The organism is Bradyrhizobium sp. USDA 4451, assembly GCF_054822585.1.
In genome coordinates this window covers 118,799-144,343 of the sequence record NZ_JBTRCH010000001.1, presented here as the reverse complement: position 1 = coordinate 144,343, position 25,545 = coordinate 118,799, and the positions used below count along the sequence as shown (strand labels likewise).

At 59.3% G+C, this 25,545-nt stretch carries 21 protein-coding genes; 9 read left to right on the top strand and 12 right to left on the bottom strand.

All coding sequences use genetic code 11. The features are described from left to right. Positions 1-16 precede the first annotated feature (16 nt). From ACVMB0_RS00560 to ACVMB0_RS00535, 6 genes are all read right to left on the bottom strand, one after another. The gene (locus ACVMB0_RS00560; RefSeq protein WP_461344921.1) at positions 17-1,711 is read right to left on the bottom strand and encodes a S8 family peptidase; all 1,695 of its coding nucleotides are present in this window, start codon (positions 1,709-1,711) and stop codon (positions 17-19) included. 101 nt (positions 1,712-1,812) lie between these two features. Then, positions 1,813-3,333, bottom strand: a complete 1,521-nt coding sequence (locus tag ACVMB0_RS00555) for a metallophosphoesterase (protein WP_461344920.1) — start codon at positions 3,331-3,333, stop codon at positions 1,813-1,815. 377 nt (positions 3,334-3,710) lie between these two features. Continuing rightward, the gene (locus ACVMB0_RS00550; protein WP_461344919.1) at positions 3,711-4,418 is read right to left on the bottom strand and encodes a hypothetical protein; all 708 of its coding nucleotides are present in this window, start codon (positions 4,416-4,418) and stop codon (positions 3,711-3,713) included. A gap of 533 nt (positions 4,419-4,951) precedes the next feature. Continuing rightward, positions 4,952-5,209: a hypothetical protein gene (locus ACVMB0_RS00545; protein ID WP_461344918.1), complete on the bottom strand. Its 258-nt coding sequence runs from the start codon at positions 5,207-5,209 to the stop codon at positions 4,952-4,954. Continuing rightward, complete coding sequence (locus ACVMB0_RS00540) at positions 5,184-5,741, bottom strand: hypothetical protein (protein WP_461344917.1); 558 nt, start codon at positions 5,739-5,741, stop codon at positions 5,184-5,186. Before ACVMB0_RS00540 ends, ACVMB0_RS00545 begins: the two co-directional genes overlap by 26 nt. After that, the gene (locus ACVMB0_RS00535) at positions 5,738-5,953 is read right to left on the bottom strand and encodes a hypothetical protein (RefSeq protein WP_461344916.1); all 216 of its coding nucleotides are present in this window, start codon (positions 5,951-5,953) and stop codon (positions 5,738-5,740) included. Before ACVMB0_RS00535 ends, ACVMB0_RS00540 begins: the two co-directional genes overlap by 4 nt. A gap of 195 nt (positions 5,954-6,148) precedes the next feature. On the opposite strand from ACVMB0_RS00535, the gene ACVMB0_RS00530 reads away from it, so the two are divergent. The 5 genes from ACVMB0_RS00530 to ACVMB0_RS00510 all read left to right on the top strand — a co-directional run bounded on the left by ACVMB0_RS00530 (position 6,149) and on the right by ACVMB0_RS00510 (position 11,511). Next, positions 6,149-6,991 (top strand): S1/P1 nuclease, encoded by an 843-nt coding sequence (locus ACVMB0_RS00530; protein WP_461344915.1) that lies wholly within the window; start codon positions 6,149-6,151, stop codon positions 6,989-6,991. A 19-nt stretch (positions 6,992-7,010) separates the two neighbouring features. Beyond that, complete coding sequence (locus tag ACVMB0_RS00525; protein WP_461344914.1) at positions 7,011-8,117, top strand: LOG family protein; 1,107 nt, start codon at positions 7,011-7,013, stop codon at positions 8,115-8,117. Between the two features lie 80 nt (positions 8,118-8,197). Beyond that, positions 8,198-9,853: a phospholipase D-like domain-containing protein gene (locus tag ACVMB0_RS00520; protein ID WP_461344913.1), complete on the top strand. Its 1,656-nt coding sequence runs from the start codon at positions 8,198-8,200 to the stop codon at positions 9,851-9,853. A gap of 90 nt (positions 9,854-9,943) precedes the next feature. After that, positions 9,944-10,426 (top strand): hypothetical protein, encoded by a 483-nt coding sequence (locus tag ACVMB0_RS00515; RefSeq protein WP_461344912.1) that lies wholly within the window; start codon positions 9,944-9,946, stop codon positions 10,424-10,426. Then, the gene (locus ACVMB0_RS00510; protein ID WP_461344911.1) at positions 10,423-11,511 is read left to right on the top strand and encodes a hypothetical protein; all 1,089 of its coding nucleotides are present in this window, start codon (positions 10,423-10,425) and stop codon (positions 11,509-11,511) included. Before ACVMB0_RS00515 ends, ACVMB0_RS00510 begins: the two co-directional genes overlap by 4 nt. A gap of 180 nt (positions 11,512-11,691) precedes the next feature. Here ACVMB0_RS00510 and ACVMB0_RS00505 read toward each other — a convergent pair whose 3' ends face one another. From ACVMB0_RS00505 to dndA, 6 genes are all read right to left on the bottom strand, one after another. After that, the gene (locus tag ACVMB0_RS00505; protein WP_461344910.1) at positions 11,692-14,130 is read right to left on the bottom strand and encodes an AIPR family protein; all 2,439 of its coding nucleotides are present in this window, start codon (positions 14,128-14,130) and stop codon (positions 11,692-11,694) included. Beyond that, positions 14,130-14,600: a DNA phosphorothioation-associated protein 4 gene (locus ACVMB0_RS00500; protein WP_461344909.1), complete on the bottom strand. Its 471-nt coding sequence runs from the start codon at positions 14,598-14,600 to the stop codon at positions 14,130-14,132. The genes ACVMB0_RS00505 and ACVMB0_RS00500 overlap by 1 nt, the downstream gene beginning before the upstream one ends. After that, positions 14,597-16,678 carry an AAA family ATPase gene (locus ACVMB0_RS00495; RefSeq protein WP_461344908.1) on the bottom strand — a complete coding sequence of 694 codons (2,082 nt, stop codon included), beginning with the start codon at positions 16,676-16,678 and terminating at the stop codon, positions 14,597-14,599. Before ACVMB0_RS00495 ends, ACVMB0_RS00500 begins: the two co-directional genes overlap by 4 nt. Further along, complete coding sequence (locus ACVMB0_RS00490; protein ID WP_461344907.1) at positions 16,675-16,842, bottom strand: hypothetical protein; 168 nt, start codon at positions 16,840-16,842, stop codon at positions 16,675-16,677. The genes ACVMB0_RS00495 and ACVMB0_RS00490 overlap by 4 nt, the downstream gene beginning before the upstream one ends. After that, positions 16,839-18,986 carry a DEAD/DEAH box helicase family protein gene (locus ACVMB0_RS00485; protein WP_461344906.1) on the bottom strand — a complete coding sequence of 716 codons (2,148 nt, stop codon included), beginning with the start codon at positions 18,984-18,986 and terminating at the stop codon, positions 16,839-16,841. Before ACVMB0_RS00485 ends, ACVMB0_RS00490 begins: the two co-directional genes overlap by 4 nt. 307 nt (positions 18,987-19,293) lie before the next feature. After that, positions 19,294-20,463, bottom strand: coding sequence for a cysteine desulfurase DndA (gene dndA, locus ACVMB0_RS00480; protein ID WP_461344905.1), 1,170 nt, complete (start codon positions 20,461-20,463; stop codon positions 19,294-19,296). A gap of 68 nt (positions 20,464-20,531) precedes the next feature. On the opposite strand from dndA, the gene dndB reads away from it, so the two are divergent. Genes dndB through dndE form a run of 4 tightly spaced genes read left to right on the top strand, consistent with a single transcriptional unit; the run spans position 20,532 to position 25,537 of the window. Then, positions 20,532-21,638: a DNA sulfur modification protein DndB gene (gene dndB / locus ACVMB0_RS00475; protein WP_461344904.1), complete on the top strand. Its 1,107-nt coding sequence runs from the start codon at positions 20,532-20,534 to the stop codon at positions 21,636-21,638. After that, complete coding sequence (gene dndC / locus ACVMB0_RS00470; protein WP_461344903.1) at positions 21,619-23,166, top strand: DNA phosphorothioation system sulfurtransferase DndC; 1,548 nt, start codon at positions 21,619-21,621, stop codon at positions 23,164-23,166. Before dndB ends, dndC begins: the two co-directional genes overlap by 20 nt. Beyond that, the gene (gene dndD, locus ACVMB0_RS00465; protein WP_461344902.1) at positions 23,163-25,154 is read left to right on the top strand and encodes a DNA sulfur modification protein DndD; all 1,992 of its coding nucleotides are present in this window, start codon (positions 23,163-23,165) and stop codon (positions 25,152-25,154) included. The genes dndC and dndD overlap by 4 nt, the downstream gene beginning before the upstream one ends. Then, positions 25,151-25,537 carry a DNA sulfur modification protein DndE gene (gene dndE / locus ACVMB0_RS00460; RefSeq protein WP_461344901.1) on the top strand — a complete coding sequence of 129 codons (387 nt, stop codon included), beginning with the start codon at positions 25,151-25,153 and terminating at the stop codon, positions 25,535-25,537. The genes dndD and dndE overlap by 4 nt, the downstream gene beginning before the upstream one ends. Positions 25,538-25,545: the final 8 nt, after the last annotated feature.

The window sequence follows — 25,545 nt, the reverse complement described above, 5'->3', positions numbered from 1 at the left end:
CAGCCTCCTCGCCAGCCTACACTGATTGGATTGCGCGCATGAGATCCACGAGGCCATGCCCCTCGAAATAGCGTTCGCGGCCAAGTGTGGTCGCCGTGTTCAGGAAAATCTCCTTAACCTTGAGGGGCTGGCCGATGAATTCCCTGCGGACGGAAAGAAATGCCGCGATCGCTCCGGACACGTGCGGAGCGGCCATGCTGGTCCCGCTGTCGTCGACGTAGTAGGCAATAGTTGGGTCCGGCTTGCCATCGAGCAGTTTCTTTAGCGTTGCACCGGCTGCGCAAGAGGTAATCCGTTCTCCTGGAGCAACCAGGTCGGGTTTCAATCTGCCATCGCCGGTGGGGCCTTTGGATGAAAAAAATGAGACGCCATAGGTATGCGGCGACTCCCGATGCGTTGCTCCCACCGTGATCGCATGGCGGGCATTGCCCGGATCGTTGATGGTATTGGATAGCCCGACCTTGGCCGCTCGCGCAGTCGCCGCGATCGTGCCGTACCCCGTGTTTCCAGCTGCCGCGATGGCAACCACCCCCGACTGCACAAGTCGGTCGACTTCGATACAAAGAGGGCTCTGTCCACAGGCGAACAACTCGGCAGCGAACTCATAACCAACGCTCAAATTTGCGCCATGCACTACGAGAAGCTTCGGATCGGCGTTGAGCCGCTCGCGGACATAGGCCATTGCCCGGATCACGTCGCTGGCGTAACCCTCGCCCTTGTCGTCAAGGACCCGCAGACTCACCAACTTTGCGAAGGGGGCAACGCCGTGCAGCGCCCGCGCGTCGCGAACCCTTCGTTCTACGAACTCGACCTCGCTCTTGGTGCCTTGATCGTCAGACTTGAACCTGCGCTCAAATATAAGGGTTGGTGCCTTTTCATTCATGATGCCGCCTGCGAGAATGCCAGCTACATGCGTGCCGTGCCCAAATTCGTCGGTTAGCGCGAGTTCGACATGCTGACGGATGAGCTCAGCTCGTTCCTCAGGTTTCATGGCCGGAGACGCATCCGGATCCGGAAGGGGCGCGGGTATAGCCAGATTGCCGACTCTCTTGATGGTGCGTCCGAAGAATCGGTGCAGCGTTGCGACTTCGGGAGCTAGTAGCGTGTGACTGAGACGCGCGGCCTTGTCCTCCTCCTCCGACACCTTAGCAGGGTCGGATCGCTCGCCATCCATCGCTCGCTTTGCCGCTGCGGCGTCCCCAAAGTGGGGATGATCGAACTGAATCCCCGAATCAAGGACGGCCCACACGACGCCGTCTCCTGACGCGTTATATGATTTGAGAGCCGCGTCGCCCTTGACGGTTGCGACAGATCGATCAACGTGAGGCTGGATCTTGTAATCCGGCCAGATACGATAGATGCTGCGCTGCTTGATGCTGCCTGATTTTTCGTCTTCGATCGCTAGCTTGCGGGCTTCATTCAGACTGATGAAGCAACTATAGTAGCTTTTTGAGACGGCGACCGGCATCCGTGCGTCTGCATGATCGTCTGTGACGACTTTTCGATAAAGTGCGTTGAATGCGTTGTCGGCTTCCGCGAGCCCACCATGGTTCTGTAGGTTAAGTTCTACGACATAGGATGACTTGCTGTCCGGATTCTTTGGAAGTCCGAGTCGGATACGCTCCTGCTCGTCATTGAGCTCGCGCGGTAGGATTCCGCCCGCATAAATGATCTCGCGACCGCGCCTTTTTGGATCCGGTCTGGTGGCCATGATCAAGGGTCCTGGACTTGGTGTTTTCCTAGTCTGGGCGTGAGGCGCGCGGTTCTCGCGTCAAATCCCAAGCCAAATGAAAAACGTGGTTAGACTCGGCGTCAAATTCCGCGAGGGAAGCGTGCATATATGTAGGCAAGAGCCTCGCCATCGGACCAGAACAATCGAGTTTGAATCAATGTCGGACCGTAGTAAGAGAAACGTGCTCTAAATTGCGGATCTGCGTCGCGTTCGCATACGTGAATCTTGGGAAAATACGTCCGACTAGCAGACCACTCGACTCGCTCCGGCGGTTTGTAGTCTGGATGGGAAATTTGACCTTCTATCCAAACCCGCGCTTCGTATGCCTGGTCTTTGTCGAGCGATGGCAAGACCTCGATGGCGGGGAAGTTTCGTCTGAGCCGAGCCGTCTCGTCTAGCCGAGCTCTTTCAAATCGATCGTCGTTTCTGGTCCAATTGCGGACGGTCTTTCCGTCCGCATCCTCCCATTTGGACGACGTCAACAATCTGTCGTCAGTACGCAACGTCTTCCAGTACCACTTTGGGTCGGGCATCCGGCCTCCCCGATCCTCGGTGACGAGTCCACGCGTCTCAATAAGAATACGTGCCTGCGCCGCGGCCGGATGCCACTTGACGCTAATGACATTGTACGTTCTTCGCGATCCGTCCTCCTTCGGTATCTCTGTGCTACCCGCCGAACCTCCGGCCACAACGAGAATCGGTTGAACTTGATCGGTAGTCCAAGCCGACACCGCGTCATAGCTGTATGTGAATGGCGTGTGCTTGTGTCCGTGCAGAAGAAGATGGAATCCATGCTCTTTTAGCAACCGAAACAGAAGTTCGGAATTCAGGACCGCATCGTATTCCTTGTCCTCCTCGTAGAGGACGGGCAAGACGACGGGATGGTGATGGATCAATGCGATGCGGATAGACTTCCGAAGGTTCGCTGGGTCGATAGCCTCAAGCTGCTTACCGAGTTCGTACACCGCCTTATCTTCTAGCTGTCCACGACGTTCGTCGACGGTGCCTTTTTGTACGTAAGCGCAAGAATTGATCTCGGCTACGACGAGCCCCTCGTCAGATTGATCGATGATCCTTGTCAGTGCGAGGGGGCTGCGAGGATCGAGCGGCAATGGAGGCTTACCATGTTGAGCTAGCCTCTTGTCATTGTGATCCTGGTAGAACAATATGAACTTGCCCCAACGATCCGCGAGAGTTTCCTCCGCATATTTGAGGTCGTGGTTTCCGGGAATCAGGAAGATATCAGCAGGTCCGACCTTGTGGCCAAAAACGGTGATGTCGTACAGCCCTTGCAGGAAGGTTTCGGATTGCTTGAACTCGGGTTGGGTGCATCGCTCGTTGAAGTCCCCGGTCAACGCGAAGATCGTGCGCGGCACGCTGCCCGGCCCCGAGGCTTCGGACTGCACCGGCCCTGAGAACTCGTGACCCAGGGCAAACGCCCCAGATTGCAGATCCTTTGATATCGACCAAAGAAGGGTACGCTCTTCGCTCGCCGCGCCCGCTGACGGAGGATTGAAGAAATGGCGCTGCCCGAAATGCATATCGCTGAGATGGATGATCGTGAGTTGCTTCCATCCTCTTTCGTCCGTGCCCGCGTTCATGCCACTACTCTCCACGCTAGTGCCGCGAACGGATTGGGCCCGGGAGCCGGCCCTTCACCGAGGTTGGCGCGGAGCAAGCAAGTTGAAACACTGATTGTGTTGCCCGGCCGAAGACGGACGTTAATCTCGGGAGTCGTCTGTGGGGCCGGATTGGTGACGGGCCAACCGAGCAGCGTTATCGTAGAGGGCCCGGCGTTCGTCACGACCAAGCGCGTCGCGTTCTTGCCTTCTGAAATGATCGGACTGTGGCTTGGATCGACGTATGTAACTCCGTCCCACATGCGCGTGCTCCAACAATCATTTTGTCGGTACCAATAAACGCTACAAACGGTCGATTTGGCGTTTGGCTCCTTGCTCCGCTGCCAATAAATCTCAATCTACCAGGGCCAGGGCCAGGGATAAGGTACCGAGGCCCAAGGAAATGGCCATGGCAACGGTAGACCATCCGCGTTTTGCATACGTATGGCAGCAGCCATCGGTCCGCGTGGGGGAGCCGCCGAGCCGCCTGCTTGAAGGGCGCCGAAATGACGATCGCGCGCCTTTTGAAGATCAGCGCTATCTATTTCATAGATATTGATTGCACCGGTCGTTGCGCCGCAAACGAACGGATGCGCCAGACCGTCAGTGCCTTTGCGCTGCGAAATGATCGTGATGCCTGCGTCCGTCAGCTCCTTTGCCATAGCTTCCAATGAGATCGGCTGTCCGCCGCCGCATTGAACGGACCCATCATACTTGTAGACATAGACAGCGTCGCTATCGGTCGGATCCCACAACGCAAATCCGGCAGGTCCGACAAAACTTCCCAGTATCTTGGCCCAGTCGGCCGCCAAGATGACATAGCTATTCGCGGCACCGGTGGGGGCTCCGCAAACGGCAATAATATTGGTCGGGACGACGCGCTTGCCTTCGCTAATGATCTTTGCCCCGAGTTGCTCAAGAACCTGCCGATCCTCGGCAAGAGTCCTGGCCTTACCCATTTCGCACTGAAGGCTGCCATCTAGACGATAGACGCGCACGCTGGGCTCCTGTGCAGCCGCCGGGCCGAGCATAGTGAACGTCAACAGAAATAGGAGAAGATACCGCATGTTCAGTATCCCTCAGGTTGTGAAATGAACTTCAAAAAAGGTGTCACGCAGAAATTGCGCGCAGCATGGACCTGCAATTTACACTAGTCAATAAAATCTGGGATCGCATTTCGTTGTGCGCATGCAAAGTTTGTACGAAACGAACCAATGTGCGCGCAAGTGCAGAGAGTGCGTTCAAGGCGTGACAAATGGTACGCTTTGTACTGAAGCGCCCGCGATTCCAGCTATCTCCTCACACCTTGTTCAGATCGCTGAGCACGCAGCAGCCAGTCGGAGGCTGCTAAGGAAATTGGAGATCTGGGATATTCTAGGTGGAGTCCTTACATGAAGCATGCTGCGTCTGTAGCATGGTCACCTTGGACCTGAAGAAGGGCAGCTTTGGACGCGTCCAAGCCGGCTTACATTCTGGCAGAAGAGGCGATCAAGGACTTCCTAAACGGACAAAAAAGTAGCCGATCGGGGCTCGCGTGTCGCGCGGCGAAGGTTGAGCCGGGTGCCCCGGCATTTCCGGGACCGCCGACGCCTGCTCGAGTTTAGATCTCAAGCAGATCCGGGAATTCACCGCCGCCGTAGAGATCGATGGATTGGCGTGTCTGTTCGATGGTGTATCTGTCGAAATCCCGCAGGCGCCTCGCGTACAGTTGCTCGATAAGCGGCTTGTGACCGGCCTCGCACCACTTTTCCATCAGGTACGCTGTGTAGCCGATGTGGGACACTTCGTCGAACACGAGCCCGGACAGAATGCCGTCGACTTGCTCCCTGTGCTCAGCCGGCGCGAAGGCGGCGAGCACGGGCCCGATCATGAACATGTGGGCCCGCGTGCGGATCTCGCCGATGTTCATCTGCACCAGATTGTCGAGGATGACAGGCAGGCTTGCGGACTGTTCCGACTTTTCCCTCGGCGCCGTCATCGCGTCGAACAGGCCCGTTCTTCCAATCGAACAGTTCGGCGTCCGACTTGAAATCGGGAAAGGCCAGCTGCGTCAAACGAACGAAAAGACGGGCATGACGGGACTCGTCGCGGAAGTGCCTTTCGACACCTTCCTCCGCTTCGGCAAAGCCCTGCAACTGTGTCCATAGGTCGAAGAGACCCTTGGAGCCCGCGCTCTCGGCCTCGGCGTTGGCGGCGACCACTTGCTGGATGTAGCCAGGCACGGTCGTTACGCACTTCCAATAGAATTCCAGATAGCGCTCGCGCCAGAAGACCACATCGACGCCCGCGAAGGCTTTGCCGATGCAGTCGGTGAAATTGGGAAGGTCGGAGTCGAAGCGAGCGCGGACGTGCTTAAGCACGTCGTCAAGATTGCGATCCTGTATTCTCACGGCTTGGATCGGATGCTGATTGCTCCGTCGGCGGCGGTGAACGCCATATTGCAGGCAATGAATGCCATGTTGCAGGCGAGAAACGAGACGTTTAGCTTGTCTCCCTCGATCTCGCCGGCGATCTTCAGCTTTCCTGTCTGATCGAGAAGTGGCTTGAGGGCCTTGAGTTGGTCCTGTGTGAGCTGGAATGCAAATTTCTTTCCGTCAGCCATGACAACCTCCGGGAAAATTTTGGTATCAAAATCAAGTTAACACTGATAAGGTTGTGCTGCAAATACTTTTCGCTCAGTGCATGTACGCAATCCGATTTCGTTTTCGACGCAGTCCGTCATTTCCAGATTTCGCCACGGCCAGTCTCGACTTGTAATAGCAGGCGTGTCAAGCTGCAATCGGGCAGGGATGATGCTATGAGGATCGCGCTTTCGGCAGCGCTGCTGCTGCTATCGTCGTCGGCAAGCTTCGGATTCGGTCAGGAAGGCCACTCGGCCATCGCCGAACTTGCGCATCGGCGGCTGAACCCTAACGCACTTGCCAATGTCGAGCGGCTCTTGGGCAAAGGACATTCGCTGGCCTCCACGGGCAGCTGGGCCGACGACGTCCGCGATGCGCGTCCCCACACCTACAATTGGCATTTCGTCGATCTGCCGCTCGCGGAAGATCGCTACGCCGAGGCGAGAGACTGCAATCCCCCGGACAAGGATACCAAGGGCGATTGCGTGATCGCCGAACTCGCACGCCTGAAAGACGACTTGCGCTGCGCAGCTACCGACGAAGGAAAGGCGGAAGCGTTGAAGTTCGCCGTGCATTTCGTAGGTGACGTGCATCAACCGCTTCACACGGTCCTAGAATCGAAAGGCGGCAATCTGGTTCGCGTCACGTCGGTCATGCACGGCAACACGTGCAGGAACAACTGCGACCTGTCCACCAACCTCCATGCGATGTGGGACACGTTTCTGATCACCAAACTCGTGTGGAATTGGGGATCCTACGTGGAGCGGCTTGAAGAAGGCTGGCTGAAGTCGGCGGAGGCCGCCGGCGCCGATGCCGGCACTACGCAGGATTGGGTGGAAGAGAGCCATAAGGAGGCACGGATCGCATGGAATGCGGTGCCGGCCGACAAGAAGCTCACGGACGATTATTTGCAGACGGCTACCCCGATCCTGGACCGACAGATCGGTCGCGCGGGGCTCCGCTTGGCGCGCTTCCTCAACGAGGCATACGCCGACACGTCGGCTTGCCCCGCAAGATAGCCAGGAGAAAGGAGCGGCCATGGAGTACGGCAAACCGACCAAGCTCTACGAAAGCTCCGATCTTCTCGAGGGTTACCGCCGCGACGATCCCATGGCATTCGCCTCCTCTTGGGACTTCCAGACCTTCTGCGGGTACGTGGCGGATGGATCGACGACACCGAAGTCCCTCGACGTCAGGCGGGCGCAGGCGGACCATGACGCCCATATCGCCGAGGCGCTGAAAAATCTTCTCGATACGAACCCGAAGCCGAAGCTCGTCGGCGTGATGGGAGGTCACGGCATCTCGAGGTCGGCGCCGGCGTATGCCGCCGTCGCACGACTGGGACAATATCTGACCAAAGGCGGCTACCTCGTGGTCACGGGCGGCGGTCCGGGAGCCATGGAGGCGGCGCACCTCGAAGCCTTGTTCGCGCACGGAAGCGAGGACGAACTGAAGGCCGCCGTCGCCGCATTGTCTCAAGTCGCCGATCTCCCCAACCTCAACGACATCGTGACGGCTACCGGAGACATCGCGCCGGGACGGGAGGCGGACCTCGACAAAGCGCGTCGATGGATGAACGCGGCGCTCGAGGTCAAGGATCGCACGCCCACGGCGCAGGGCGCGAGCCTTGCGATACCGACCTGGCTGTACGGCCAGGAGCCCACGATGCCCTTCGCGACGCATTATGCGAAGTATTTTCAGAACAGCATCCGCGAGGAAGCTTTGATCACGCAGTCGCGCGCGGGCATCATTTACGCCCAAGGCGGCGGCGGCACCATGAGGGAGGTGTTCGAAGACGCGGAGCAGAACTACTACGCCAAGACATCGGATGATTTCACGCCGGTGATATTCTTCGATCCCGACGGTTTCTGGCAGCACGCCGCCGAATTCGACGCTGGCGGCATGACGAGGCGCGGTTTGAGGATCGACGATCTCATGATTCGTCTGTTTCGTTACGGCCGCCGCGATAGTGCGGCCTGCCTGAAGAAGGTCCGCTTCACGACCGACTTCGCGATAATCGATTCCGTATTGAGGGCGCATTCGCCTGTCGCCCAGCGAAACCTTGAATTTTCACTGGCCGGCGAACCGCTCAAGGTCTCGTTCGGCGTTTTTGATCGCGGTTCGCCGGAACGGGATTTCGCCTAGCGTCATCCTGATGCATAGGCTGCCCTGCTGCGAGAGGCAGGCCGACCCGGAGACCGAGAGCGCTGCGAGGAGAGTAGCCGATGGCTGTCACCGTAACAGTCCATGCGAACCGGGACGATGCTCTGATCGCCTGGCGCCCCGATCCATGGCCTGCCGAATGGGAAGGCTTCATGCTGGAAGCCAAGGACGTCACGACGGGTGAAATCAGAATCCTCAACAATCGCATCCCGCCGCGAGCCGGCTCGGACGTGGTGCCGCCGGACGGCATCGCTTCGGACCGATCGCCGCTTCTCCGTTGCATCTGGACGGACCATGCCGTCGAAAAATCGAACAGCGTGCAGTACCGCGTGACACCTATGAGGCGCAGCGCGGGCGTATACGCGGCGGTGACGGAGTCGGCGAGCGCATGGACGCCTCCGGTCACCCCGTTGGCCGCGGTCGGGGATGGCCTCTCCGTGTATTTCAACCGCGGAACGATCATGTCGCAGATCGTCAGCCGTTTCATCAGCGGCGACATCACCGTGGCCGCCTTGAAGAGGTTCAAGGCCCGCCTCAGTACTCCCGGCTTTCCCGCCCGAAGGTACCTTTCCGGCGACGCGCGCCATGAACTGCTCTCCTTTCTCGCGGATGCCGACCGGCGGGGCAACGAGATCTTTGCAGCGCTGTACGAAATTAACGACCAGGAGCTGATCGATGCGTTGAAGGCGTTCGGGGAGCGCGGCAACATTCTAGTCGGCAACGGTAGTTCGACGAAGGTCGGCGTGGTGGACGAGTTCGGCGGCGCTGAGCTCACGGTCCACGAACGGGATCTGTCGAAGGCCGGCCGTTCGTCGCCGAGCGTTCACAATAAGTTCGTCGTCGAGCGCGTTCCGGGGACGGGAGTGGCGACCAGAGTGCTGACGGGCAGCACGAACTGGACGACGACCGGACTCTGCACCCAGCTGAACAACGTATTGGTGGTCGAAAGGCCCGTCATAGCGGAACGCTTTCTCGATCAGTGGCATCGGCTCGTTGCCGCGGGCGACGAGATGACCGATCGCGATCACAATGCCGAATGGACGACGGACGGGCCGGTATCCATCGCATTCTCCGCGACCCCTGCCGAACAGGAGTTCGAACCGGTCAGGACCCTAATTCAGGAGGCCAAGGAGGGCTTATTCTTCCTCATGTTCACCCCCGGGCAGTCCCCGTTGCTCAACGACCTGCTCGATCGCAGCCAGGGCGAGGAGGGGCCATACGTGCGCGGAGTGGTGTCCGAGGTGCGTGAGACGGCCAACGGGACGATCATCGAAAGCGGCGCCCGCGTCATACGCCGCGGCGAAGAGAAGCAGTTTCGCGATTCGACGTTGCTGCCGAGCGGCATCCCGCAGGACAATCTGCCGTCCTGGGCGCGCGAGGAATTCGCCAGGCGGATGTTCTTCCCGGCCGGCCTCAACGCGATCGTGCATTCCAAGGTCATAGTCGTGGACCCCTTCTCCGACGATTGCGCGGTGATCACGGGGTCGCACAACTTCTCGGTTTCGGCGTCCAAGAACAACGACGAGAACCTCGTCATCGTCCGGGGCAACAAGGCGCTCGCGCAGGCTTACGCTGTGCACATTCAGGGCGTCTACGACCACTATTCCTGGCGGGCGTTTCTGAGCGAGGGCGGGGACCCTGATACGCTCTTTCAATCGCTGGCCGAATGGCGTGATGGAGGTTCGAGAGCGCGGGATCTCGCCTTCTGGCTGAGGTGACTGCAACGAAGGAGGTGAGCCGCCCTGCGTGCAGGCGAGCTTAGGTCTAGTGGAAGGAAGTTTTGAATCTGGAAGGCAAAGGGGGACGTGATGGCGCGAGCGAAATCGAAGAAGACCGCTTCGAAGAAGAAGGTATCGAAGACCAAGCCGAAGAAGGCGACCAAGAAGCGGTTGAAAAAACAGCCCAAAAATAAAAAGCCTAAATCTGCAAAGAAGGCGCGTGCGAAGAAGGGCGGGGCAGCTAAAGCGAGGGTCGCCAAACGTGCCGCGCCCGAGCGTCGGCTGATCATGGCGGTGCAGTCGGATGCCGTATTCAACGATCTGCTGGAACGCAACCTTCTGCGCCCTTCCGGGCGAGGGGCGAACGACAGGGTTCTCGATGGGATATTAGGCGGACACTATCCGGACGACACCAAGCTGGATCCTCCCTACGACGGCGCCGCGCGCGCCGGACTCGCCGACCGCATCCAACGGGCTGGCGTTCCTGTTTCCGATGCGAAGATCATCTCCTGCACCACGGTTGGCTGCGTGCGGGGCGAAATGGACCGCGTGAATCCCGGAGGACGAAGATGAAAAGAACGTTCATGGTCGTCGTGTTGCTGGCAATGGCATCGACCGCCCACGCCGACTTGACCCCAGAAGAAAGGGCCATGTTGGACCGGATTTCGAGCGATCCGGCAGCCAAGACCGAAGCGATGGCCCGACTGTCGAAATCGCCCGCGCCGGCGCGTCGGGCGCGGTCCGCGATGGCTCGGGCAATCCAGCCTCCGCCTGTTGCAGCGGACGTTGCGGCGACTGCCAAACCTGTGTTGGCGAATCCCGAGTACAGTCCCTGTGCTGGATGGCAGTTTTTGCTTCGGCAGGATTGGAAGGACATCGATCTTCTGCGGTGTGCCGGGGATGCGAAGGACGCTGCAGGCGCCCAGGTTTCATACACGGACGACATGGCCGCCCGAAACCGCATCTGGGCCATCGATGGCACGGTGGCGGTCAATTACAATTCGCTGATGGATCCGACCTACTGGTGGCAGCCCACCTATACGAACTACGGGGCGTACGCCTCCTTGGACCGGACCTACAATTCGGCCGCCAGCCAGGCAGCGTCGAACGCCGACAAGCTCGCGTACGGTGCTTACATGCAAGTCGGGTACACCGCGCATACGCCAAAAAGCTTCTTTCGGGTGCGCGGGGGCATGCAGGAAGATCACATTAGGAACACGTCGGCTTCGAGCGTCACGGCGGAATACATCCCGGTCTACGATCCGCTCTACATCCACTATCCCACTCCCTCGTTCCATGGTTACGTCTTGCGTTTCGATCCGACGCTGTTCGCGCGATATTCCTCGGTCACGGGTATCGGAAAAGTTCTGGCGTTCAACAACTCGACCGAGGCGCTTCGCGTTGGTACCCAGGCCGTGCTCCGGCTTCTGCCTGGGCTGGGGGCGGGGGATATAACGCCGTTCCGTGCGACATTGACCTATGCATGGGCGACCGAGGTCTATTCCGGGCGAAATCTTTCCTGGTTTCAAACCGATCTTACCTACAACCTAGATTCAGCAGGCCATATTGCGTTGGGATTCACCTACAAGAATGGCAACGATCAGGACACGGGAGTGTTCGCGAACTCCTATCGGATCGGTCTGACGGGTAAGATATGAGAAGCCGCTGCCGTCGAAAGGGCCGCGTCGATCGCATTCAGCCTTTCGACTCCGCCATCGCAGCAAGGTCGGAAGCGGAAGGCCACTGGAGCACGATTGGGGCACATCCCCAGCTCGGGGGCTGGCGTCAGCCTCGGTCGGCATCCAATGCTTTCGAAAACGAAGGCTGCCGAATGAGGTTCACCCTTTGCGCCTGATCTCAGAACCTTCGCTCTCTAGCCTGCCCTCCCGGATCAATCCGTTGATCAGCGATTTGGCGGCCTCTTCGATGTACGGCCCGGTTCGACGAAAGCCGAGCCATCGAGCGAAAGCGCGGATGCTTTCCGATCTTTCCGTCCAGCTTCTTCCCTGCATCGAGGCCAAAAATTGATCCTTTAAGAAATCTCGATCGTACTCCGAAATGGTGCGTGCCCCGACTGAGATTTGCTCACCGTTACTCTTCAGGATCCTACGACGAACGCCTGTGCGCACCACGTTGGCCATTTCCTCCCGGGCGCGGCTCCCAACGCGCTCGAATCCCGACAGCCTGGCCAGCCCGGCGATCAGACCTTCGCGGTCGTTCGCTCCTCCGTCCACGAGCTGTCGAAGATACAAAATAGCATCGTCACGCTCGACGATTGTCGTGGAAGGCCGATATGATTTCGAATCGTCGGTCGGAAGCGTCTTCCGGCTCAACGGTCCGGAAATGCGCCTGACTTCCGGGCCAAGCTGCTGCGGGACGACGAAGTCCGCCTTCGAAACGGCGTTCCAGCAAGCTTCCTGTTTGCAATACTCGACTATGTTCTTCACGCTCGGAGGCGCTTCCTTGATCTTCCTCGCCACCTGTCTGGCGACCTCGAGCAGCCCATTCCCGAAATCGGCCGATATACTCTGCGCGTTCCAAATCACCTCGAGCGATATCTCTGACCTGCGTATGCGCGCGAGATAGGAGACGAGCCACGCAATCGAATACATGACGATCTGCGCCTTGAACCCTCGGTCCGACTTGTACCAGTCCGACGTTGCGACCATCCGATCGGTCCAACGAAACACGAGGGCTTTCGCCGCCGCCCTCTTGAACCACTCGTCGTCGAACGATGCTTCGTCCTCCTCCCACTTCTTGCCTACATATTCGGCGAATTCGATAAAGCATTTCTGCTCGCCCAGACTGACGACATTGGGCTGGCAAAGAAAGGTGAGCTCGAACTTGCCCAGCTCGGTCTTGTCGATCCTCTGGTCCTTGGGGTACTCCTGCTCGAACCTGGTTCGGGCGGCCGACGTTTCATAAACGAGGTAGTCATTGTACTGTCCGCGCGCGCGCTCATAGAACCACTTCGATCCTGAAAGAAAGCCGGGTTTCGGCGGAGCCATAAGCCGTCGGGATATCTGCTCGAGCTTGAGATGCAAGGGGTGACTCGAAAAGAAGTCGGCCTCATTGATCTTGTTCTGCGTGTTCGCATATCGGGAGATCTTCGGTACCATCTCTTCGAGATACCCCGGCTCCACCACCGAAAGCTTCATCGGGACCCAAATGTCCCCGAGGTCCGCGCCCGACCGGTCCTTCGCGTAAAGTATCGACGCGGTCGTCTGTCCCCCGTTGACGATCTGAAGGTTCCTTATCGATCGGATCGCAAGCGAGCCGTCATTCAGTCTGGCCGTTTCGAGGCTGGATGCCGTAGCGGTTATGCCGTTGTTGTAAGCAAAAAATCTCTTCGGGTTCGCGACGATGGTCTGAATGATGCCGCGATTCACCTTCGTCTTCGCCTGAAGAAACGTTCGTACGTTCTGTTCGAGCAGGCGCGATCCGTAGAGGCTGTATATTTTGGCCAGCAAAGAACCCGGCATCGCTACCAGGAACGCTGAGTAGTCGCCGGCACCCGAGTGCGCTCTCAGACTGGGGAGCGCCGAACCGTTCAATTCGGCAAGATCTATTTCAATCGGTTCGACCTGCCCCTTGGATTTCTTAATCCCATCGTACCTAGCGAGGTCAAGTACACTGAACACGGCCGGCCGATCGATGATCTCTCCCGTCGCTTCGGGAGGGCGTCGAGTAGCCAATCGCGCATTCGAGAATATGACGATGCGGATGCGCCGAATGGTCTGGTAGTTGGAGTGGACGGAATAGGCGGCTTCTAAAGCGGGATTGGTCTGTGCCAGATTCTCAACGAAGTCCGGCATGATACAGCGCTCAAGAAAGGATTTGACCCGCTGGATCAGGACCTCGACTTGGCCGGCGTTCAACGTCTCGATTTCCGAGCCGTTTCTAAAATCACAGACCGCAAGGTAAAGTTCGCCTGTCTCGGCTTCGAAGGCGTAACCATCCACCTGATAGCCGCCGCGTCCCTCCTTCTTCGCGGGCGAATAAGTCAGATCCGTGCACTCCCCCGTGAGGGTCGCGACACGCGAATAGAGTTGGAAGAATGCTTCCGGCTGCGGGCTCGCGGAGGAATCCGCCTCAAGAAACATGTCCTCCCAGAAGTCCGAATATACGCTCGTGATGTCCGAGGCTTCCGCCGAGATGCGCCGAGTTTCGAGTCGAATCTGATCCTCCGATCCGGCCGGAATGCGGTTGGTTGCCTGGTCAAGAGCCTGCCCAAAACCGAGACACCCCAGAATCTCGTCCACGACCTCGTCGTCCATCAGTCCCCCATGAGTTGACGAAGAGCGTCCTCGTCGATGCCTTCGACGCCGCGGGTGCGGGCCACACGCGCCTCATCGATGAGCGCGAGCAGCGCCTCCATCGGATCGCCTGGCCGATGAAAGCAACATTCAATCATCTCCCGCAACCCCGCCTGCGCGTACTCCTCGAATATCGCGATTCTTTCGTCGTCGCGCTCCGAGGAAAGCACCCGGAGGTCTCCCGTCTCGGAGACGGCGAGCGCATCGATGTAACCGTCATCGAGACGGGTCTCGAAGACATCGTAACGGATCGCAACGCCTTTTCGTTCGATACGCGAGCGTTCCTGACCGCGCCACTTCCCTAACGCGGCTGCGAACATCAGCGCCTTCTGCTTCGTCTCGAATAATGCGACCCCGTCCTGTGGATCGACCATCACGAACCTTTCCAGATCGTCCTCCAGCGCCTTGGGCGGCGCGATGCGCCCCATCATGGTTCCACCCCTCGGATGACCGTTCTCTCGTAAGGATCGGTAGTCTCGACGACGTAAGGATACGTTGAGTCCAATATGTCGATGTTCCGACTAGTATCGCTCTTCGTGGTATGAAGCTCGAGAATGTACTCCTTGCCGACGCGCGGCCGAACCTCCCGCTCGACCTCGTTTCGCCACTGGGTCTTGGAGACGAGAAGGATGACCTGGTTCGCGAGTGTCGGAATCCATTGAGCCACCTTCGACCGATACTCGTCCTCCAAAGAGCCGAATGCCGAGTCCATGACGAGAGGATAGAGCCCGCCGCGCTCGATCTCCGATTCGCTCTGATCGCTTTCTTCGAGGTTGGCTCTAGCCTTTTCGACCAGACTGCCAACGAAGCTCAATGCGAGCACCTGCTTCTCCCCCGTCGAGGCGCCATGGACCGGCTGCAGGTGGCCTCCTATGCGCTTGTTCAACTTGAGTTGGAAGTCATCGGTCAAAGAAGCCTCGTAATCCTTTATCGCCGCGTCGTTCCAGAGCCGACTGATCCTCGTGCTGAGATCTTCCCGAACGTCCTGCTTTCTCAGTTCGTAGATTTCGGATAGGACAGCGATCAAGCGCTCAACCGCGGCTCGTCGGCGCTTGATAAGTTCGCCTTGCTGATCCGCTGCCTGAAGCTTCGATTCGCGATCCTTGGCTTCTGCTTGCCGAGCCCGATTGTCCATAATCTTTTCGCCGACCATTTTCAGGTCCGCTTTCCGATCGATGAGTTCTGCCGACACTCTCGTGATCTGCTCTGCAAGATCCGCGGCGCGCTGGCCGGCTGTGGGGTCGCTGAGCTTGTCCTCTATCTCGGCGAGTTTGTCTTGGACTCTGCGGGTCTGAGCCTTGAGCTCGGATCGACGCCCCTGAAGGTCGTCGATTCGCGTGAAACAGGAATCGCGGCGCCCGAGCAGATTGACGACGGCGGCGCTCAGCTTGCTGACCGCCTCCTCGTGCTCGGCAAGTCCGATGTCCCGCTGCCAGGCCTTCAGGACCTCGACCTCCTTGTGATGATGCTCGTCAAGAGGTCGTCCGCAGACGCAAATCCGGCTGTCGAGCAGATCATTGACGAACTGCGGTTTTATCTTGGCAGGAAGCTCGCCCCGCTGCCGGGCGGCATCGACGCAAGCGGACGTCGCTTTCAGCGGCATTTCGGCGAAAGCGAGGTAGCCATCGCTGGATACCGCCTTGGCCAGCTCGATCGTTCGCTCTTCGAGCTGGCCGCGATAGTTGTCAAATTCCTTTCGGTAGCCATCTCGCTCTGCGGCGAGCACGGCCAAAGCCTGAATGCTGGCCTGCTCCCTCTCGAATGTCTCCTTCTCGGTTTCGAGCGAGGCGATATTGTTGTGAAGCTGCTTCTCCCGCTCCGTCAGTTCCTGCTCGGCCGCCATGAGGCGCTCTAATTCAGCGATCGCCTCTTGCAGCTCCTCTCCCCCGTGCTCCTTGAGTTCGCCGGCCAAGTTCCTGGACAGATCCTGAAGATGCGCGATCGAACGCTCGTAGATCTTGATGTCCAGGAGGCTCTTCACGCCTTCTTCGACAGTATCGTAGGCGGCGGCGCTCGCGAACCACTCGATCCGCTCCCCGTTGAAGAAGAAGAACTTGTAGAGCTGCTGCGCAAGCAGCGTGTTGATGCGTTGTTGCTTCGCGTTGTCGACGGTGTCGAGCTCGCTCGATCCGCTCCGCTGGATGGACAACGACAACTGCGCTTGTTGGGGAGCAGGCTCCAAGCCGCGCCGAACGAAATCCTGGGAGCGATCGACGACGTAGACGCTTCCGTCGTTCAACTTGAAGGTCATGCGGACGCGAACAGGAACGACGCCTCCTTCCGGAACGCTCGCGATAGCGGCTTCGCTCGCGAGAAGATCGGACGCCTCGAAGTCTTCCGTGGTCTCGCCGTACAGGCACCATATGAAGGCATTCAACAGAGCCGTCTTGCCCGCGCCGTTGAACCCATGGATCAAGGTCACGTTTCGCGTCTTGTTCGTTGCGAACTCGATCGTCTGCTTTCCGTGAAACTGGCGGAAATTCTCCACCTGCAGCCGTTGGAGGATCACTTGATGATCTCCCTCACGGCGCGCATGAGGTCGTCCTTCAACCCCCGCGGCTTCTGCTGATAAAGGTTCTCCTTCTCGATCTTCAGAACGCGGCCGAGCAGTTGCCGCTCTTCGGACGAAAGCCGATTCAACAGGATTTGAACCTTGTCCTTGACGCTCGTCATGTTCCCCAAAGCCCCACCAAGCCGTGCCTCTTCGTCCAGGCGAGCAAGTCGCTCCGCGCTTCGGGTCCATTTAAGGCGAGCGAGGAGAACTCGAGTACCCGGTCTAGTTGTCTTCTTACCACTCCTTGCATGAGCTTGGAAATGGCCCTGCCTTGGCCCGTATCGGCGACCGGAACTACAAAAAAGTCGTAGATCGCGGCTTGGCGCTTTCCCGTCCGGGCCGACCGGCGCAGCACGCGGCCTCTCCTCTGGATGAACTGCCTCGGATTGGTGCTACTGGAAAGGATGAAGGCAGTCCGAGTGGAGGGTACGTCGACGCCCTCGTCGAGGCAGCGTATTGCCACGAGGGCCTGAATGCGACCGTCGTCGAAATCGCGCAATATCCGGCGTCGGGACTCCGGCGGGGTAGCGGCCGTATAGGATGCCGCAACGATACCAAGGCCATCGAGTAGACCCAAAACCTCGTCGATCTGCCGCGCGGGCATCTCGTCCCCGTCGGATTCCGGCCGTCCGTCTCCGCAGTAGATGAGCATGTGCGTGTCTTCGACGCGTTTCTGAAGGAGTCCTGCCAGGACAGGGATTTTACTTCGGGCGCTGGCGAGAATGCGGGCGCGTCTCATCAGCAACGCCTTCGCTCCCTCCGAGAGATCGGCGGAACCCTCCTGAATTCCGAACTTGGCGAGCTTCGCACTGATTTCCTCGTATTTTTCAGCCTCGTCGTTGTCGAGTGGGACGAGAAGCGGATGGTAGCGGTAGGGGACGAGGACCTTATCGCGAAGGGCATCCGCCATCGAATAGGTATGCACAGTTTTTCCGAAATAACCGTAGATTCGCGCGGTGCCTTCGGGGTCCATCCACTTCTCTGGGGTCGCCGACAATCCCAGCCGATAGGCGGCGTTGGACGGCAACGCGGCGGCGACCTTGCTGGCGCCGTAATTGTGCACCTCGTCGCCTATGACTAGGATGGGACTGCGCAATCGAGCGATCATGTCCCGAAATCCTTGCGATTGCAGCGTCGCCGCAGTCACGGCGACGCTAAGGACATGACGTCTCCCGTTGTTCACCGCGTAGATCGCGGTGGACAGCTCGTCCTGCCAAATCATCCTCCCCTCGGCGCAGCGGATCGGAGAGAGCCCAAAGGACGCGGCTACCTCCATCCATTGGTCGACCAGATGGATGAAGGGAGCGATGATGATTATGGTCAGAGGGGACTTGAGCGCGTCGTGAAGTCTGGACGCGATCGCCAACGCCGTGACGGTCTTTCCCGAACCGGTCGCCATCTCAAGCAGGCCCTTTCCGCCCGCCGCGGCCCAGCGTTTCATGGCGGACTTTTGGTGCTCGAAGAGTTCGAACGGAGCCTGCACGAGCACCTCCGGCTGGGTCGTTCGGACCACCATCGGATTGGCCCCTTTCTCGTCCGAAGAGTCGGTCATTCTTTGCTCGAGCCACCCTTTCCGATACGCTTGGAGCAGCGGCACGACTTCCAATCCGCTGGTCTCATTGTTCGTCAAAGCCTCGAATTGGGCCAAAATCCTGTGCGTGGCAATTCTTTCGAGACCGCCGGACCACGATCGGGAGACTTCGAAACGCTCGAAGCTTTTCTCCCACCCCATGGCGGATTCGTTTCCGCTTCCGACAACGACCAAGGAAGCGTTGACGTCGAGAAAAACAGCGAACTTCTCATGATATATCGCATTGCCGGTCGGGTCGACCGGCCGGGCTACGAATACCTGGAGGGACCCCATCTGGAGCAGACGACCGAATATGCCCCCTGTGGTCTCATTGCGGTCGCTCAGGCGCCGAAACGCTTCCTCGACGGAGCCCCCGGCAGCTTCGCGCCCAATGTAGTATCGTCGAAGGCCCTCTATGTCGCCGGGTTCGAAAAGCGGACCGGTCACTAAACGCATCGTGCCGCCCCGACCGAAGAATCCGGAAAAAGCCGGAGCGGCCGAACGGAAGACCGAACTGGAAAAGAACCCTGCGGCTCGCCAGTAACGGTGGCTACGTTCCAAAGCCGGCATTAGCAGGTCCCGCGCCAGCAGGTCCGCTCCGGATCGGTAGTGCCCGCGAAACGAGAAACTCTGCAGTCCATCGAGCGCTCCAAGGACGATCTCGGGCCTGTCTGAAGCGCTAGGTTTTTTCACGTTCCATTCGCCGCGATGGTTAAGCCTCGCCCGCAGAATCGAGCCGCCAGCGCATCGGCTTTAATCCTTAACATGAGTACATCGAAATTGCCCACTGCCAGGCCATCTCGAATGCCCGCCCCCATGCCATCGCAGGCCTCACGAAACGGAGGTTGACGGGCTCGGGGTATGCGGCGGACGTGAATGGTTCGAGGGTCGCAATAGCCTCGATTGCGGGACGGCCGTTCTTCCGCTTCGCGGCGAAAGGGACGGATGTTCTGCCATGGTGGCGCTCCGATCGTGCCGAGCGGCCAGGCGGAGGCGGACGTCAGATTAGGGCAGCGATTCGCGAAGCGATCTCTCCCCAGGGTGCCGAGGGCGTAAGGTGAGACCATGACACCCGGACTGCGCCGGCGATCTCTTCCGTGCTCAGACCCATGGCGGTAAGAACGTGGCTCGGAGCGTAGGAATGCGAAGTGCAGGCCGACCCGTTGGAGATCGATACGAGGTCCTTGAGCGTCACCATCAAGGCCTCGGAATCCACTCCGGCGACGGAGAAGTTCAAGGTGTGGGGCAGGCAATTGTCCTGCTCACCGTGAAAGCGGACAGGAAGGGAGGCCAGCGCATTTAACGCGCTGCGTCGGATCTCCTGGCAACGAGCGCGGCGCTTGGCCCAGTCCCGTTCTGCGATCATGGCCGCGAGGCCAAATCCAGCGATAAGCGGAACCGGTAGTGTTCCTGGCCTCAATCCCCGTTCCTGCCCCCCTCCGAAGAGGAGAGGCTGCAGCGGCGGACGTTTGTGGTCCCGCCGCCGCGCGACCAAGGCGCCGATGCCCAAAGGGCCGTAGACCTTGTGGGAGCTGACGCTGATAAAATCGATCCTTTTGGAGCGGAGAGGAACATTATCCTTCCCGTAGGTCTGGGCCGCGTCGACGTGGAAATGAGCGCTATGGCCGTTCAGGAGTTCGGCGATGGCTTCTATGGGTTGCAGGATGCCGGTCTCGTTATTCGCGTGCATCACCGAGACGAGGCCAGTGTCCGGTCTGAGCGCGGCATCGATTTCGGCGGCCGACACAAACCCCTTCGTTCCCGGCGATACCAGATCCACTACGAATCCGTTCTTCTGAAGGTATTCGATCGGTTCGAGCACCGCCTTGTGCTCGATGGCCGTCGCCACGATGTGGGTGCGTCCGCTCGCGCGCGCATGAGCCGCGAGACCCAGAATGGCGATGTTGTTTGCCTCGGTGGCGCCGCTTGTGAATATGACCTCGTCGGGCTTTGCCGCGACCACGTGGGCTACCCGATTTCGCGCTTCTTCCACCGAGCGTTTGGCGCGGACGCCATGCTCGTGCGTACGGCTGCCGGCATTCCCGAGTTCTTCCTCGAAGTGCGAACGGAGCAGGTCGGTCACTGCCGGCTCCAGAGGGGCTGTAGCGTTGCAGTCGAGGTACACCGGAAGGTCGGTTTGTTTGTTTCTAGATACAAACGTACGTGACATGTTTGACAAAAGTCCGATTCTGGGGTTAGGAGCTTTTAGGGGCAACCCTCAGGGCGATGCAACGAGAAATGAGTAACGGCTTCGAGTATCAGTTTCCAGCGATCCGCGGCGTGCAGGCGAAGCGCGAGTACTACGTGTCGATGTGTCCTCTCCGGCTGTTGCCGCGACTGTTCCTCTTCAACGAAGAGGAAATGGTCCCGGAGCTGCGCGCTCAGCGCCAATTGAATAGATCGCGGTTGCCCGAGATTTCCCGATATATCGTCAAGAACGAGGAGGATTACGTGTTCTCGGCGATCACCGCGTCCGTGGATGCGCAGGTGAGGTTCGAGGAGTGGGGGCAGGAAGGGGAGGCAAGCCGCATTGGACTGCTCCGTATTCCAATGTCCGCCCGCTTCATCATCAACGACGGTCAGCACCGCCGCGCGGCCATCGAAATGGCCTTGCGAGAGCGGCCGGAACTTGCCGATGAGACGATTGCCGTAGTGTTCTTCCTCGATCTGGGGCTTGAGCGCTGCCAGCAGATGTTCGCCGATCTCAACCGATATGCCATCCGGCCGTCTAGCTCGCTCGGCGTTCTGTATGATCAAAGGGACGAGGTGGCGCAGCTGGCCAAGTCGCTGATAGCCAAGTCTCCGGTTTTCAGGGACGTGGTGGAACTGGAGAAGACGTCTCTCTCGCCTCGCTCGCGGCGACTTTTCACTCTCAGCGCCATCTATCGCGCGACGAGCGAGCTCCTGAAGGACTCCGAATCCGAAAATTCCGCCGAGCAGGCTGCCTTGGCACTTCAGTTCTGGGAGCAGGTCGCGGGCCATATCTCGGAATGGGAGCGCGTGCGGAAGGGCCTGGTGACCGCGGGCGAAATTAGGACCGATTACATCCATTCCCACGGGGTCGTGCTGCAGGCGATCGCCCGCACCGGAAACTGTCTTTTGCGGAAGTTTCCGAAGCAGTGGACAAGAAAGCTCGCGCCCATCGGGGACATGGACTGGCGCAGGGCAAACGCTAGATTGTGGGAAGGTCGAGCGCTGATAGGGGGGCGGGTCTCCAAGAACGAGCAGAACGTCGCCCTGACGGCCAATGCCATCAAGTTGCACCTCAAGCTGCCGCTCACGCCCGAGGAGGCGAGGCTCGAGGACGCTCTCAAACGGGGAAATAATGGCCAAAAAAGGCGATAGGACCGTCTCAGCCTTCGCCGAGAAGGGACTGAAGAAGGCGGTGGCCTCCTATATGGAGGAACTGGCCGATCTGTATTTGGCGGATGAGATCCCCTGGGTCGTCGGCTACAGCGGCGGGAAGGACTCGACGGCGACCCTCCAGCTGGTTTGGAACGCGCTGGCCGCGATACCGGCAGAACGACGTCAGAAGCCGGTCTATGTCATCAGCACCGACACCCTCGTCGAGAACCCCATCGTCTCACTTTGGGTGAGGAAGTCGCTCGACCGCATGGAAGAGCAGGCGCGGCGCGCGGGACTTCCACTCACCCCTCATCGTCTGACTCCGGTCACCGAGAACACGTTTTGGGTCAATCTGATTGGTCGTGGCTATCCGGCGCCCCGGCCGAAATTCCGCTGGTGTACGGAACGCCTAAAGATCAATCCTTCGACCAAATTCATTGAGTCGGTCGTGCAGAAGCACGGCGAAGCTATTTTGGTCCTCGGTACGCGCAAGGCAGAGAGCGCCGTCCGGGCTCGCGTCATGGAGAAATACGAGCAGAAGCGGGTGCGCGACAAGCTCAGCCCCAACGGCTCCCTTCCGAATTCCTTCGTCTACAGCCCGATCGAGAACTGGAGCAACGACGACGTCTGGCTCTACCTGATGCAGGTGCCGAATCCTTGGGGTTTCGACAACAAGGATCTTCTCACGATGTATCAGGGCGCTTCCGCGGACGGCGAATGTCCTCTGGTCGTCGATACGACGACGCCCAGCTGCGGCGACAGCCGGTTCGGCTGCTGGGTCTGTACGCTCGTCGAGAAGGACAAGTCGATGCAAGCTATGATCCTCAACGACGACGAAAAAGAATGGATGCTTCCGCTTCTCGAGCTGAGGAACGAGCTCGACCCCCCCGATACGCCGGAGGGCGATCGTCCTCTGCGCGATTTCCGACGGTTGAACGGCTCGGTGCAACTTTTTCACGACAGGCCGATACCGGGCCCGTACCGGCAGCAGGTGCGCGAGAATTGGCTCCGCAAGGTGCTCAAGGCGCAGGAACACATCCGCGCGAACGGACCCGCGGAGGTGCGCGACTTGGAACTGATCACGTCTGGCGAACTGCAGGAAATCCGCCGTTTGTGGGTGATCGACAAGCACGAGATCGAGGACAGCCTGCCGGCCGTTTACGAGGAGGCGACGGGGCGAAGGTATCAGGGCGGGCCCATCGACGACAACTTGGTCGTGGGCTCGTCCGAAATGACGATCCTGCGCGAGATGTGCGGCGAAGACGAGCTCCTTTTCCAGCTCACGCGCGAGCTCCTGTCGGTCGAGAAACGCCACAAGTCCATGCTGCGACGCGCCGGTCTGTTCGATGCGGTCGAACAGGCGTTCCGGCGAAATTTCTACGATAGTGAGGACGATGCCATCGAACGCGCGCGCAGTCGGCGCGATGCGTTGGATACGGCGAGATCGCGGGCTTCGGATGAAATGTTCGGCTCCGCGGAGCAGCCGGAACTGCCTGAATTGCTGCTCCCGCTGGAAATGCCGAAATGATCATCGATCGTCTGACTCTGCACGACTTTGGCGTTTATGCTGGACGGCAAACGGTCGAGCTCACGCCTCCCTCTGCCCAGAAGCCCGTCATCCTGCTCGGCGGGCTGAACGGCGGAGGAAAGACGTCGTTCATCGATGCGATCCAACTCTGCATGTACGGCACGCACGCCAAACTGTCGAACCGCGACACACTCGGATATTCGGATTATCTGGACCGGAGCATCCATAAAGGCGATGGGGCCGACGAGGCCTCGGTCGAACTGGCGTTTCGACACACCGTCGAGGGCAAGGAGGACGAATATCTCCTGATCCGATCCTGGAAACGTCAAGGTGCGACCTGCAAGGAGCGCTTCGAAGTCATCAAGAACGGTCGCTCGGAGCCTGCGCTAACCGACAATTGGGCGAGCCAGGTCGACGATTTCATGCCCTCCCAGATTGCGCACCTCTTTCTGTTCGATGGAGAGCAGATCGAGAGCTACGCATCCGACGAAAATTCATCCGCTCTCATCGGCTCGGCGATCCAGAGCCTTCTAGGCCTGGACATGGTCGATCAGCTCGAAAAGGACCTCGCCGTCTACGAGAAACGCAAAAAGACCGAGAGCAAGGACGAGAGCCTCCGCGACGAGATAGCGAAGGCGGAATCATCGTTGGAGCAGCTTCGGGCCCAAATGACCGCTCTCACGCAGAAGCGGGCATCGATAAGAAGCCATCAGCTCGATCGGAAGGAGCGGGCGCTCAAGGATCTCGAAGCCCGATATCGTAAGATCGGCGGTCCTCTGTTCGAGCAGAAGGCCTCGCTCGAGGCGGCTCTTTCGACGGCCCAGGAGGCGGTCAGAGCGGGAGTGGGTCTTCTGCGCGAGCAGACGGCTGGATCGCTTCCGCTCTTGATGGTTGCGGACCTCCTCCAATCCGCGAACCAGCGCGACGAGAAAGAGCGCGAGATCCGCACGGCGCGCGATCTGAACTCGATAGTGAAGAAGCGCGACGAGTCCCTTCTCAAGTACCTCAAGGCCAATTGCAAGGACGGCTCTGCGGTGAAGGCCCTAAAGGACTTCCTGGAGGAGGACAGGACCGAACGTGCGCGCCGCGGCAAGATGGATACCGTGCTCGATATCGGGTCCGACGCACGGGGCGATATCCAGTTTCTGATCCGCGGTGGTCTGGACGCGGTTAGAAAGGACGCGACCGCTCTCGTCGCCAAGGTGGCCGACGATAGAGCCCGAGAGGCGCGCCTCGAGCAGGAAACGCAGAGCATACCGGCGAAGGAGACTATCGCGGAGATCGTCAGGGATCGGGAGGCTCTGAAAAAGGAAATCGCCGGGATGGAGGCGGAATATTCCTCAGTCGGTCACGACGTCGACCGGATCGGGCGCGACCTGGTAAGGACGCAGCAGCATCTCGCGAGGCTGCTGGAGTCGGACGCCAAGGTGGAAAGCGGCCGGCAGGACCGCGAACGCATATTGCGACATTCGGAAAAAGTGAGGAACATCCTGCCGGCGTTCCGTCGGGCCGTCGTCGAGCGTCATCTGCGCCGCATCGAGGAGCTGATCTACGAAAGCTATTTGCAGTTGTTCCGGAAGTCCTCCCTCTTCTCCAAGCTGTCGATCGACCCTGAAACGTACAGACTGACCCTGTACGGCAAGGGTGGAGACGTCGTGAGCACCGAACGCTTGTCGGCGGGCGAGCGGCAACTGCTGGCAATCGCCGTCCTGTGGGGCTTGGCGAAGTCCTCGGGCCGGCCGCTGCCGACCGCGATCGACACGCCCTTGGGTCGTCTTGACATGAATCATCGTACCCACCTGGTCGAGCGGTACTTTCCGCAGGCCAGCCATCAGGTGTTTCTGCTGTCCACCGACGAGGAGATTTCTGGTCCGTACCTGCGCATGATCCGTCCGGCGGTTGGCCGAGCTTATCAGCTGGTCTACGACGATGCGACCGGGGGTACCCGCATCGTACCCGGCTATTTCGAGGAACGCGAGGCGGCATGACGGGTATCGAGCACATCCGCCTGTCGCAGCAGGCCAAGGATCAGCTTCTCAAGCTGAAGAGGGTGACCGGAATCGAGCACTGGAACGTGCTTTGCCGCTGGGCCTTCTGCATATCGCTTGCGGAAAAGACCAAGCCTTCGCCTTCGAAGATACCCACCGACAGTAACGTTGAGATGAGCTGGCGGGTATTCGGTGGCCGTCACGCGGATCTATACTATGCGCTCCTGAAGGAGCGCTGTCTGCGCGATGGCCTTACGACGGAGCCCGACGTCTTGGCGAACCAGTTCCGGCTTCATCTACACCGGGGAATTTCGTATCTTTTCGCCAACCGGAGTCTGCGTCGCATCGACGATCTTGTCAGTTTGGCTTTGGAATCCTCGTGAGGGGGAAT